Below are 12,704 nucleotides of genomic sequence, written 5' to 3' on the forward strand. Positions count from 1 at the left end.
TTGTAATATTCAAACATAATATATAACTTAGCAGTACTTATTATTCACCCAAACACATCTATAGTTATGAAAAGAATTCATTACATCTTCCTCATCTTCTTCATTCCCTTTTTTTCACTGAATGCTCAGAAAAGAAGCTCTGAAAAACTAATGGAGGTTTTAGACACACCTTCTGCAGAAAGGCTTTCTCCAGGTCAGAAAGATATGTTTAACAAGATGAAGGCCAATGATATGTATTTGGACGCTACTCTCATTAGAGTAGGGTCTTTAACAGAACTTCTGAAAGATGGGAGTTTAAAAGTTGGGTTGCCGGGAGCCGGAAAGGAATATGAAGCCAAAACCAGGAGACAAACCATAGAGTCAGAGACAGAATTTACCTGGGTGGGAGAATTCACAGATATTGAAGGGAGTATCATGCTACTGGGAGACGGTGTCGGAAACGTTTTTGGCCATTTAACAATGGGGAATAAGGCGTACGAAATTCACGATTTGGGTAATGAAGTTAATCTGCTGGTTCGTATCAATGATGCCAAATATACTTTGGACGAGTGTGCCACTGATCATAGTAAGACACCTGTAGAATTAAACGCTCCGAAAGGCAGAACCATGACCAACCCCTATGGCCAGGTCAGGGTGCTGGTTCTCTATACTCCGGCTGCCTACGCGGCAGTGCCTAATATTATTAACGCGGCCATGTTGGGTGTGGCACAGGCTAATGATGCGCTTGCCAATAGTGGCGTAACTAACCTGGATCTTAGTTATGCGGGAACACAGCCAATCAGTTTTACGGAAACCTCTTATATAGATATAGATGTAGGTAATTTAAGTACAAACTCGACAGTTCAGGCCCTGAGAAATAACTATGGGGCAGATGTCGTGATTATGCTGACAAATAGTAGTTTGTATGGTGATTATTTTGGCATAGTGCGAAATATTGGCCCAAGTAATGCTGAAGCATACGGTATTGTGCAGGTTACGGCTGCTACCGGGCGTTACACATTTGCCCATGAGTTAGCGCACTTATTTGGGGCACGCCATGATACGGATCCTGCCGCGGGTTATGCGCATGCTCATAGTTTCTATACAGGATCAACACATCGCAGAACGGTTTTGGCTGCACTTCCCAGCGGAGAATCCAGGATATTACATTACTCCAGCCCGGGCATTAATTATAGTGGAGTTGCAACGGGTACTTCTGTCAATGATAATGCCCGGCAGCTGAGTGAGCAGGCGGCTACCGTAGCGGCATTCCAGATCTACGGGCCTATGTCAGCATCCATTAATGGTCCTCTTTCCGGAAATAATTTAGGAACCTATACCTGGACTTCCTCAGTAAGTAACGGGCATACGCCTTATACGTATAACTGGCAATACAGCACAGACCTGGTAAATTACTATCCGTTTTCTACAGCATCAAGTGTAACGGCTCCACTCCCCTTTAATCAGAATTTATATTTAAAGCTTACCGCAACGGATGTAGACGGTCGGTATTCAACGGCTTCTTTTACTACCCTCAATACAGACGCCTGTTCGGGGTGCAGAGTAACTGCCGAAGGAGTATCTGGAGAGGTAAAAGGCCTGGTTTTCCCTAATCCGTCTAAAGGAAGGGCTACGTTATATTATAACCTTCGGCATAACGAGGAAAAAGTCTCTTTGATAGTAACCGATGTGTCCGGTAAAGTAATTTTATGGAAAAACCGGGAGAAATTAAATGCAGGCAGACAGGAAGATGACCTGGATTTGTCTGCATTGAACGAAGGGAACTATATTGTTAAAGTAATGGGTTCAGGCGAAATCCAGTCAGATCGCCTGATTATAGTAAAATAATATGCGAAAAATAATAGTGGTGCTGGGCATTGTGGGAAGTATTTTAGCATGCCGTACAGAGGAGAACCTGCCACCGGAACCGGGGTTGTATGATTACTATCCGGGTAAAGCTACTGCTTTAAAGAACGGTCAGCAATGGGCGGCTATAGCAGGGGTAGGGCGTGTTGTTTCGGGAGAAGACCTTTTTTTTCTTCGGCTGGGCGTTTTTACAGAGTATGAGGAAAACAGAGAGGTCTTGTTTGTGGAAAATATTCCACTCGTTATACAAGATAACCCGATTCATGAGGAGTATATCAGCCATAACAGAGCCTGGGTTCAGGGAGCATTTTCTACACATATAGCGGATGGTGATGTTCTGGATAAAATGTACAGAGTATTGGGAGATAGCAGCTATATTACTGTAACAGCCTATGACCCCGTGACAAAAATGATAGAAGGAGAGTTTGAAATAACCTTTATCATTGATGAGAGATGGGATAAGCCTACCTATACATCGGCAGACACCCTCCGGTTCAGGCAGGGAAGGTTTAAAGTACCTGTGGGGCAACCGGGAGAGGAGAAGTGAAATAATACGCAGGATGATTTTCCGGCCCCGGTCATACCCCCATGAACTGTCGGGAAACAGGGTCACTTCCCGGCCCCGGCAGGCGGTGAGAAACAATACGATAAAGCAGTTAATAACAGGTTTATACAAGATTTCATATCTTCTTTCTGTAACCCAATAACGTGGGCTTACAACTAAAAGTATAATAATACAACAGCGGGGAGGAATTTGCCTTACTTTATATTAAACATACAGGTTACTATCACCTGGCGGGGCCTTAACACCGTTTCGGTAACGGAGTAACCGTATGAATTCGTTAAGCTTTCATGAAAAACGGTTTGATGAAATATATTGGTCATTTCCACTTCCAGATCGGCTTTTGTTTTGAGAAACGTATACCTGTATCTGATGTTGAACAGGTTGTTACCCGATTTACTCCTGTTTACGATATTGAGATAGTTCTCCGATTCCATTCCCAGGAAATGCGATTTTCCAATAATAAAGCCGGGTAAAATCCGGGCATTGATCATCTGAATTTTATTATCATACCCGTTTGATGTATTTAAAAGCATGCCTCTGAACTCCAGAACAGCCCATTTTAACCCGATATAATTTGCTTTGGGCAATACAGACCATGTATTCTGAGTAATCCTTGTATTTTGCCCGTTGATGATCATTTCCGTAAAATGACGTGAGAAGCTGGTATTAAGCGATAGTTTAAGCTTTGAATCCGCAAAATATTTACTCACATCCGCTCCGACACTTTTACTTCCACCCATACTATTTTTGTCCAGCTGAGTGCTGGTCATGAGCCCGTTCTCCTGTATTTTGTTCGATACGATAACATTGGAATAAAACGACTTAGCCGACATTCTAAAGCTTATAAATATGCCGGCAAGAATATTTTTATAATCGACCTGGTCACTGATGCTGTACATAGTGCTGTGCCCTATTCCTGCGTCCTGAACCGTAAAATTTAACCCCGTAAAAACATAAGCACCGAGAAGATTCCGGGCGTCAGAGTAGGTCACCCTTTTATAGCTGCTTAAGGTGTTGCTGAACTGTTGATTCAGGATATAGGTTGCCCATAGCTCAGGTTCAAAGGCTATTTTAGAAACTGATTTTATTTCTTCCCGGAGCCGGTCGTTAGCCGAAATGGAATATGTATTCAGGGGCAACCTGATGTTCATTTTAAGGTGTTCACGGTTTAAGTCAAACGCCCCTCCAACAGAGGGGACATATTTTGTATACACAAGATTATTTTCATATTTAAGAGAAGTTCCACCGGTATTATCAGGTGTCAGAAATGTTTGTGTTTTATTATCTTCCCATGAATAATTCAACCCGATAAAAGGCGAAAAGCTTCCTCCTGCCAACCGGGTTCTGACGGCAACATTATTGTCTGAAGTCCACATTTTCCGTAAATTTTTCTGGCTTATCCTTTCCAGCGATCCCGGCTCATTACCCGGGAAAACACCGTTCCACGGCTGCACCCTATAATTTTGATCATCATTTATATATGTCCATTTGGATGTTAGGCTTACCGGTAATCTGCCTATAGGAATTATATTTTTAAACTGATTCACCAGGTAACCGCCGGGAGAGTTTAAAGCCTGATCCAACCGGTCTGTATTTATCTTCAGATCAGAAGAAACCCGATCCCGGTTTATCTTAAATGAGGTCTTATTGACCAGGTAGGATTTAGCTGCATTTTTTATCAGAGTAGCCGTCAGCTTCAGCCCTCTTTTATTTTGTAAATATTCGTTTTCCCTGGATAATTGAAAAGTTGAATCCGGCAAATGTAAGATCGTACTTTCTCTCCCGGTATAGGTACTTTTATCCAGGATGAAATCTGAATTTATCCTCAGTTCCCAATCTTCCTTCATCGGAACCAGCACATTGCTGCTTAAGGCATGCGTTTTATTAAAAAGGTATCTTTCCGAATCAAACAAAGGCTCATTTACTTTTCCGGCATCTAAAACTGTACCTGTGGCCGGTGGGATATCCGGCTTTTCGAAACCATTTTCAAACGACAATGATTCAGAAACTATGTCTTCTGCATTGTTATTGGATTTGTAAGACAACAGACGCTGATACTTCTTATTAAAGTGCATCAGCGTGGCTTTTACATTCCACAACGGGCCTGGTAAACCCATACCCGGTTCTACCCTTCCTGCCCTTTCGGTGTTGCCGGCCAGCTCAATGTTTATTGCTGCGTTTGGACTTGGAACCTCTTTTCTCAGCATTTTAACCGGTTGATGCCGTTCATATACCTGTAATCCTGAAACTGCAGAAACGGGTAAAGAATTCGTAATTTGAGAATACCCCCCTTCCAGAAGATCTTTACCTTCCACATAAAATTTATTGATGGGTACCCCCTGATACCGGAGGCTTCCGTTTTTTTCAACTTCAATTCCCGGAATTCTCTGCAGTAGATCGGCCAATACACGATCGTTTTTACCTGTAAACTGTTGTACGTTATAGCGTATAGTATCTCCGTGTTGTTGTATAGCAGGAGCCTTAACAGTTATCTCTTCCAGGTCATTGACAGCTGGCTCCAATATAAATTTTAATATCCCGCGGTCAGCAGGAATAACCTGTTCCAGAGGCTTATGGTTTAATGAGGTAATCTTTATCTTTACGGGAAATTTCAGGGGTGTTTTTTTAATCCGGAAATAGCCCTTTTCATCGGATAGTGCAAATCCAAGTATTTCATTCCGGAGGGTATCTTCTGCAACTATTGAAGCATTTAAAACGGGAAGCCCTGACTGATCATATAAAAACCCTTCAATTCTATCTTGTGAGAATAAATAAAAAGGTGTAAATAAAAGAAATACACACAGGTGAAGACCTCTATTCTTCAGAAATTTCCAGGTGCACTTTATTTTCATACTCTTTCCTGATCCTGTTTAGTATCTCTGCCTTTCTTTTTACATCCATATCCGGAAAGTCAATCCCGTTAGGTAAAGTTATTTCGCTATTCCTTTTCATTTTGACATATTTCTCTTTGGAAACCCAATCCACTTTGTCCGGATTATTCAGGTTAAACCCTTTTTCGTTGCGTTTAATGTATTTGTACAGCTCAAATACAAAGTTCCTGTCTTCATCCTCCACTTTGAAGATCAGGCCGGGCAAACCGTGAAATTTATAAGGGCCAAAAGGGTGCGGGTGGGTTGGAGAATAGTAGGCTATCCAATTCCTTCCCCATTTTGAAGTAGTGGCTTTTACACATTTGATCCCTTTTATTATACCGGTTTCGCTGGTTAACTTCCAGTCAAACCGTACCTCCTCTTCATATCGGTAATTCCCGGTCATTGCTATCCGGTCAGAGAAAACAACTTTGTTTCTGTTGGTATAAATGGCGTAAGGAAATTCAGGCATATATTTGTCATAATTGGCCAGATCTTTATATATGTCTCCCGTTTTTTTCAAAGTACCTTGTCTTTCAAGGGAGTCTTTTACATACACCGCCATGTTTTTGAAAAAACTTTCCTGCTGATTCATGAAAAGAATAAATGTATTAATCTTATACGTGTCTGACTGTTTATCCGGTCTGTATTTCAGTTCATACCTGGCTTCATGGGTAATATTGAAAACCTGCTGTGCCAGGCCCGTATTTAAATGAAGGGTAAGGAATATTCCCAAGAGAAGTTTTACGATGTCAAAGTTCATACAGGATTCTGTTTATCGTGTTGAGTATCGTTTTTAAATGGGTGTGTTATGTCAAATCAATGACGGTACAAAGGTAAAAACCAAAAACATACAAAAACACCCGTGAAAACACGGTATTTTTATCCGTATTTCTACGTAATCAGGCAGTTAAAAAGACATTATACCGTACACCCGAAAACGTTTGACCGGTAGGCCGGCCGGGTCGGAGATATACATAGGGATATTCAGTAAATAGAATTGAAATCGGTTGTTGAATAACTTTTTGACAGCCGATTTTGTTTTTTTAAGGAAGTGCCAGCTACTGATTTTGCTGATGGGATAATACGTTGTTGTCAAGGGTCTGATTTTGTGGATTATGAACAATAGTTTCCCACCCCAACAATATGGTTTTCAGTTTTTTGTGAGCGGTTTATAGAGAGATGTTACCCGGTGAGCCTTAAAGGTTAATCTTTCATTTTGGATATCATTCTGACGGCATTGGCGGTGTGGATACCAAAGAAGATTCGTAGGATTTCGGTTTTCTTTGTTCGTGCCTTAATCCTTCCCAGGGAGTAGTGTTGTTTCTCGGTCCCGAAGCTTCCTTCCAGTCGGGTGGCCCTCTCCTTTCTCAACAGGGAGCGAATTTGTTTACGCTGCTTTTCGTCTTTGACCTCCTTACCCTTACGCACAAAGCTGGTCAGGATACCTTTGCCATGGCAATACCTACCGGTTATAATTGGTGGCATATAGGGCATCTGCTGCCAGGTGAGTCACCCGTTTTCCAAGCAGCGATTGCTGATGGTCTATGCTCCGTGGTAAACGTATACCCTCGTGGAAGGCTTTGAAGCTCAGGTGCTCGATAAAGTTGATACCGTCCACCTGTATGCTGTTTACCTTAGCCCCGAATTCAACGCGTTTACTTTCTTTTCCCCGCACTATGGGGGGATATTCAGAAAAAGCCCAACTAAAAGTATAATAATACGATAGCTATACATATGACTATTTCATAATGCTGCACCAGTTTCAATAATCTGCTCCTCTAATAGTTAAAAAAATAAGGGTATCATCTGGTACCTGAGCCAATTTATCAAAAGCTACTGGAATAAGATTAAACATAAGTTCTGCTAACTGTTTCATAAAGTTTATCTTCTTTATGTGCATTACTGTTTTCTAAAGTTTCCAGCTTTTAATACTTAAACTACGAGGAGCATTAAAATTTTCAATAAGCCATACAGAGCCTGACACTTCCAATAATTTAAATGTGAATCAATTGATAGCATGGAATATCATCCTTTTCATATATATGTTTTATTATCCCATTCTTCAAAAGCAAAAGTTTAGGCATACGCATACCGAATATGCGGTCAATTTTCTTGGTTTCCAGTGCCTTAATTTCAAAATTTGGCTTCATCACTTTTTTATAATTATCTAATGCTTTACTCTGAGATACTGCCACTAAACCAATTACATCATCAAACAAACCAGATGCTTTTATTTGTTTGATATTTTCGGTGGAGTTCCAACAATGCGAGCAGGATGGGCTAAATAAAAAAACTGCATATTCTCCTTTTTCAAGCCCTAAGCCTTCGAGATTCGTTTCAGATATATTTTTACCTTTTAGCGTTCTAAAGTTTATAGTTGTAGTAAGAGAATTATCTACTGTAAATCCTGTCATGGCAAATGAGAAAGCTCCCGATATTAACACGAAAGCTACTTTCCATACCTTATATGCACCGTTATAGTCACTTTTCATCCAGATAAATACTCCACCTCCTATTATAAAAATATTTCGGATAAAAGTAAAAGCAGGGCTCATATTAAACCAATCACCAAAACAGCCACAGTCTTCCACTCCTCTAAAAAAATATGCATAACCAAAAACAATAGTGAATAAAAATGTAAATACGGAAACGACCAGTGCTATGCGTTTTGTATAAATGTTCAAAATTAAGCATAAACCTAAAATTATCTCTAGTGGAGGAAGTAAAGGTGAAAGTAAACTAATTTCTCCCAAACCGAGGTTAAAGGAACGAATAATTAACTCCCCAGAGTCCAAAACTTTCGCGAGGCCACTAAGTAAAAAAATAGTTCCTAGTGCAATGGGAAGTAATCTGGATAAATTTTGTTTAATCATTTTAGTAGTTACTTCTGAACCCAGCCTTTCCTTTTTCAAAAGAATTTAACACTTCTTTTGAAAGATTAGGTTGCTTAATGAACCGATTCTTTTGCCAGACATCCTCATTATAGGGGATTTTCTCCAATATCTCTAAATCACTTCTATTATAGCCTGGATATACCGGATCTGGTCCAAATCCTCTGATCTCTTCAAAAAAATAAAGCCATGTATTATGAACTATCTTACTATTTGCCTTGCTTAATGTTCTTTCGGTTCGTATATTCACTTTTTCAGGAATTGATTGGCCTAGACCATCCTCCATAAAATCGATACTTATAAATTCTATATGCTTATCTTTGTTCTTATTGGGATAAGTAAATTTTCCGGCCATTTTTACGATATTATTAGTTTCTATGTCAATAAAGATATCACCATCGAAGAGGGACATCTCCATTTTTCTACTCTTAGGAGTACAAGATATTACGACGGTTTCATCAGTTGTGTTAGTATTCAAGTAATGTTTGATCTTAAAAGAATAGATTAGTTCTACATCCTTATTATTTATTGGAAACCTAATATGCTTATAAATTATTGAAGAATAAAGAAAAGGCAAAAATGTCTGATTATTAGAGAAGTAAGATTGCCGATCAGCCATAGCATAACGCATATTGTAAGGTTGCCATTTTTGAACTCCAAAAGCGTTCCATGAAACATTCATCAGGATTTCGTTTAAAAGTTTGTAGTTCTCATTACTCTGAACAATATCTTGATAGAATGCTTTAAAATATCTGACACTTGACGTATCTTCTAATAACTTATCAATAGCGCGTCTGATATAATTAAGTGTCGGGTCTCCGGTTCTAAATTCTGGCAACTGAATTACAGCAGGAGATGTTATGACTTTAATATATTCATCTGTCCTAACCTCCAGCGTGATTTTCTTATATGAAACATGGCTAAATACAAGTCTGGCAGGTAATTGATTAACAATAAACTCAAATTCCCCATCCTCATTAGATATTGTCCCTGATTTTTTACTTTCTTCATTAATAGTAACTCCAATTATCGGAGAGTTGTTAAGGCTATCTAAAATTACACCTTTCAATATATATTGTCCTAATACCTGAGTACTAAGCATAGAAATCAGTAAACACAACAATGCTTTCATCGTCTTATGTAAATTTTTGGAATCCCTCCCAACTGGTTCTACAATTGAGAGGGATAAGAAACAAAGAATTAATGCCAAGGAGATGGAGTATCCACATCGTTTGGATTTTCTGTACCGCAAGGCACCTTAAACCAGTTGGAATGCCACTCGCCGTATTGGTCATAGTACCCTCGGTCTTGGTTTTCCATACCTTTCCAACAATTCTCCAACCTATTCTCAAGCTCTTCTACCTGAAAATGAGACAATTCAGATGGCAACGATTTTGTTAAATTTTCCATAGTTAAAAAAATTAAAGTAATGGGCGTATTTCACCGGTTTTTGTTTTGCCCGCCCCAATAAACAAAACACCCGATTTCTTTTTCACATAGCCATAAATCTTCCTCCCAAGTAAAATATAGAAGGTAAGAATCAGAAGAAACTTACGGTTAAGTGTTCCCTCATCCCAATTTCCCCCTAAGGCTTTTTGAATAAAGTAATAAACTGTTTCAGGAAATTCTATAATCTCAATTCTATAATTAATGAATATTGCCCCCATAAAGAGAAAAAGAAATACAGAATTAATAAACCCGTAAATAAACAATCCGACCTCCTGCCTTACAAGACCCCTCCTTTTCCCGAACTCCTTTAAGGTTTTTAGTAAAACCTTCTTGGATTTTAATCTCAAATTTGGCGTATTACTTAGATCAGAAAGTACCCAATACCCGTCAAATCTCACAAAAGGGTTTAACTCAAAGATTACAAAAATCGCTATAGTAATAGCTACTAAATAGAGTCTCATATCTCTCGTAAACCAAAATATGATCAATAAAATTGAACTGTATATAAGTTCATTAAATATTCCTCCCAGATTAGCTATCACCCGACGCTCTTTATTGGCTAACCAAATGTTACTAATATCGGCATACATCACCGGCATAATAAAATAAAACCCAAACCCTATACCTCCGTGTTTTACACCACTGTTTTGACAGGCTGCTATATGTCCTACTTCATGCACCAACATAGTAAAGTAAAAAAGCACAGCTATACTTCCTAAACCTGAAACCTCAATACTGGAAGTGGTAGCTGGATCTAAAAAAGCCATGCACGCTATAAATAGAACACATAGTAACCCAGCTTTCCAGAAATATTTCGGGGTGTATAACCATGAGACAGGTTTTGCGAGGATTGAAGCCCATTCTGGGTTTATTAACTGTATTTTCAACTTCAGGTATTGATTTTTCATGTCCGGTCGCTCCACTTTAAAATCATCTTTCAGCAAACCATACCCTCCGAAAACTGTAGCTATGTGTGTTTTGAAATCTTCCATGTTAAGACTCCACATATACATAGTGTTAAACCTGATGAGTGCATTTTCGTAAGTTTCAGTTTCCTGTAATATCCTGTACAGCTCAAACGATTTTTCATTCAAAAGAATATTCCGCTCTGCTCCGGTATGAAGTACCCATTTCCCGTTTCCCCACGCATGAGCCGTTATATTTTCATTTACCAGCATCAGATTAAGGAATTATAAGTGCATAAACAGTTGATTACCGTAGCTGTCGTAAAGACCCGGTTATGATCATCTGTAACACAATTCACTCCGAAAGAACTGCTCCTCCAGTTAGTTACTACTTCGGGGTCATGAATATCTGTTGCCGGAATTTGCAATATCCGATCAGTTATCCAACTGCCGTCTGTAGCCTGGTTTCCCAATAGCCAATTTATCCCATTCTCAATCGTATCAGCATATTGTCCTGAATCATAAGACAACAAAGCTTTTAAAGCTAGTGCTGTATAAAAAGCATTGGGTTTGCCGGTAAATGGGTTTATCCAGCTTCCGTCTGTTTCTTGTATATTTCGAAGAAAGTCTGCCCCTTTCCTCGCCAGTTCATTATCATTTTTCACCATGGCAAGTACAGCAAAAGCAGTAGCATAGACCGGGCTGGTCCACCAATATGAGCTCCATGAACCATTTTCATTCATTCTCTTTTTCAGGAAAGTTAATGTCTGACCTAATTTGGGGTGACTCTTCAGCCTAAGAACGTAAGCGGCAGCGGCGGCGACACAATTTTGAGGGCTCAGCCAGGCATGTACAGAAATATCTTCAGACAGTTTTAAACGTTTTCTCAACAACTTTTCCTCGTTATAAGTAATCCAACCTCCACTAATTGTAAAGAACTGTTCCCATTTATGTAATAAACAACTGTCGCCTAACCCGTAATAGTTTAACAAACCAATAATAAAAGTAGTAGAGTCTCCATCCTGAAAAATACTTTGATTATATGACAAAAAGTTTTCCGGATTTTCTTTTATCACTTCAATAACCTTTTTAACGGATGGATCATCCCTGAAATGTTCAGCCAATTGCATACCCACATATCCTGTTATCCAGGCTTTTCCTTCCCCCGCACTTGTCATAAAATCAGACCAAGAGGCATCCCTGTTCTGGTTCTTCCAGATATATTCTAATCCGAGATCAACTGCTTTACAAAGAGAGTTGCCCTCTATTATAAGGTTGCTTTTCGTTGATTTAGTCTTTGTTTTTTCAAATAGGTAGGTAACCTCATTTAAGTAGAATTCAGCATTTGCTATCTGTTCTTTTATATACTTCCCTAAGCCGAAAAGATGAAGGGTATCCGTAATTTTTACAGCTTCCTGATAATGGGCAATTGCTTTTTGTATATTCTGTTCTGCAATGCCGGACAGGAAAAGGTATTTATATAAGTCTGCAGGTTCTTTTACTTCAATTGATCTTTCCAGTAGAAATTCTCTTATCTGCGACTGGGGATATGTCCATTGATTTTCGTGAATATCTTTTTTAAAATCACTTATGTCATCAAGATATTGAAAAGCAATATGAATTTCATTAATACTTTTTATAAGTATTTCCTCGTATTGGGTATTCTTAGCCAGTTCCTGTAATGAGTAAACTGCATTATGGCACATTACGGACTTACCAATTGCAATTTTCAGGAAAAGACGCTCATCCATTACGGGCTTTTTATTTGAGATAACCTTCTCATATACAATCGCCTTAAAATAATGATTCTTTGACTCTTCAAATTTCCTCCAAAAATCACTTTGAGGAGGATATAGTAAAGATAATTGCTGAATAGCCCATTCAAGGTCTTTTACGGCATGGAGAAAATTAGTAAAACGGAAATGTTTAGGTTCAATATTCTCATGGTCTATAAAAGTATCCAGGCTTAACAAAAAAGAAAAGTACTTGTAAGAAGCCCCACTCAACAAATTTACCTTCTCCTGATCTATATTCTTATAGAGATCAGAAAGCATAGGAATCAGCTCAATATAGAAGCGATGTTCCCTGGGAAGTTTTGTAGTGTTAATCATCATTCCTAATCGTTCATCTTCATAACATAAACCATTACAAAGTTCGGGTGTTCCTATTTCCCCCC

Annotated in this window: 11 protein-coding genes; 2 read left to right on the forward strand and 9 right to left on the reverse strand. The window is 39.0% G+C overall.

What is annotated here, in order from left to right:
• Nucleotides 1-66: 66 nt before the first annotated feature.
• On the forward strand, nucleotides 67-1,827 hold the full coding sequence (locus AB2U10_RS15090) for a T9SS type A sorting domain-containing protein (protein WP_367915674.1): 1,761 nt from the start codon (nucleotides 67-69) through the stop codon (nucleotides 1,825-1,827).
• Nucleotide 1,828: 1 nt separating this feature from the next.
• Nucleotides 1,829-2,392 (forward strand): hypothetical protein, encoded by a 564-nt coding sequence (locus tag AB2U10_RS15095; RefSeq protein ID WP_367915675.1) that lies wholly within the window; start codon nucleotides 1,829-1,831, stop codon nucleotides 2,390-2,392.
• Between the two features lie 212 nt (nucleotides 2,393-2,604).
• On the opposite strand, the gene AB2U10_RS15100 is transcribed toward AB2U10_RS15095, so the two are convergent.
• The 9 genes from AB2U10_RS15100 to AB2U10_RS15140 form a co-directional block, all read right to left on the reverse strand.
• Nucleotides 2,605-4,617 (reverse strand): hypothetical protein, encoded by a 2,013-nt coding sequence (locus AB2U10_RS15100; protein WP_493820658.1) that lies wholly within the window; start codon nucleotides 4,615-4,617, stop codon nucleotides 2,605-2,607.
• Between the two features lie 607 nt (nucleotides 4,618-5,224).
• Nucleotides 5,225-6,043, reverse strand: a complete 819-nt coding sequence (locus tag AB2U10_RS15105) for a GLPGLI family protein (protein ID WP_367915677.1) — start codon at nucleotides 6,041-6,043, stop codon at nucleotides 5,225-5,227.
• A 443-nt stretch (nucleotides 6,044-6,486) separates the two neighbouring features.
• Entirely contained in the window at nucleotides 6,487-6,768 is a 282-nt protein-coding gene (locus AB2U10_RS15110; protein WP_367915678.1) for a hypothetical protein, read from the reverse strand.
• On the reverse strand, nucleotides 6,746-6,958 hold the full coding sequence (locus tag AB2U10_RS15115) for a hypothetical protein (RefSeq protein ID WP_367915679.1): 213 nt from the start codon (nucleotides 6,956-6,958) through the stop codon (nucleotides 6,746-6,748). Before AB2U10_RS15115 ends, AB2U10_RS15110 begins: the two co-directional genes overlap by 23 nt.
• A gap of 319 nt (nucleotides 6,959-7,277) precedes the next feature.
• Complete coding sequence (locus AB2U10_RS15120) at nucleotides 7,278-8,195, reverse strand: DoxX family protein (RefSeq protein WP_367915680.1); 918 nt, start codon at nucleotides 8,193-8,195, stop codon at nucleotides 7,278-7,280.
• On the reverse strand, nucleotides 8,158-9,306 hold the full coding sequence (locus AB2U10_RS15125; protein WP_367915681.1) for a carboxypeptidase-like regulatory domain-containing protein: 1,149 nt from the start codon (nucleotides 9,304-9,306) through the stop codon (nucleotides 8,158-8,160). The genes AB2U10_RS15120 and AB2U10_RS15125 overlap by 38 nt, the downstream gene beginning before the upstream one ends.
• A gap of 68 nt (nucleotides 9,307-9,374) precedes the next feature.
• Nucleotides 9,375-9,584 carry a hypothetical protein gene (locus AB2U10_RS15130; RefSeq protein ID WP_367915682.1) on the reverse strand — a complete coding sequence of 70 codons (210 nt, stop codon included), beginning with the start codon at nucleotides 9,582-9,584 and terminating at the stop codon, nucleotides 9,375-9,377.
• Between the two features lie 11 nt (nucleotides 9,585-9,595).
• Nucleotides 9,596-10,801, reverse strand: coding sequence for a zinc metalloprotease (locus tag AB2U10_RS15135; RefSeq protein WP_367915683.1), 1,206 nt, complete (start codon nucleotides 10,799-10,801; stop codon nucleotides 9,596-9,598).
• Nucleotides 10,801-12,642 carry a prenyltransferase/squalene oxidase repeat-containing protein gene (locus AB2U10_RS15140; protein WP_367915684.1) on the reverse strand — a complete coding sequence of 614 codons (1,842 nt, stop codon included), beginning with the start codon at nucleotides 12,640-12,642 and terminating at the stop codon, nucleotides 10,801-10,803. The genes AB2U10_RS15135 and AB2U10_RS15140 overlap by 1 nt, the downstream gene beginning before the upstream one ends.
• Nucleotides 12,643-12,704 lie beyond the last annotated feature (62 nt).

This window comes from Leadbetterella sp. DM7, assembly GCF_040829825.2.
GTDB lineage: Bacteria > Bacteroidota > Bacteroidia > Cytophagales > Spirosomataceae > Leadbetterella.

Bases quoted from the DNA above. Each gene is read 5' to 3' on its own strand.
- AB2U10_RS15100 (WP_493820658.1), bottom strand. From the start codon at position 4,617: ATGCTGAGAAAAGAGGTTCCAAGTCCAAACGCAGCAATAAACATTGAG.
- AB2U10_RS15130 (WP_367915682.1), bottom strand. From the start codon at position 9,584: ATGGAAAATTTAACAAAATCGTTGCCATCTGAATTGTCTCATTTTCAG.
- AB2U10_RS15135 (WP_367915683.1), bottom strand. From the start codon at position 10,801: ATGCTGGTAAATGAAAATATAACGGCTCATGCGTGGGGAAACGGGAAA.
- AB2U10_RS15140 (WP_367915684.1), bottom strand. From the start codon at position 12,642: ATGATGATTAACACTACAAAACTTCCCAGGGAACATCGCTTCTATATT.
- AB2U10_RS15105 (WP_367915677.1), bottom strand. From the start codon at position 6,043: ATGAACTTTGACATCGTAAAACTTCTCTTGGGAATATTCCTTACCCTT.
- AB2U10_RS15125 (WP_367915681.1), bottom strand. From the start codon at position 9,306: ATGAAAGCATTGTTGTGTTTACTGATTTCTATGCTTAGTACTCAGGTA.
- AB2U10_RS15095 (WP_367915675.1), top strand. From the start codon at position 1,829: ATGCGAAAAATAATAGTGGTGCTGGGCATTGTGGGAAGTATTTTAGCA.
- AB2U10_RS15090 (WP_367915674.1), top strand. From the start codon at position 67: ATGAAAAGAATTCATTACATCTTCCTCATCTTCTTCATTCCCTTTTTT.
- AB2U10_RS15110 (WP_367915678.1), bottom strand. From the start codon at position 6,768: ATGCCACCAATTATAACCGGTAGGTATTGCCATGGCAAAGGTATCCTG.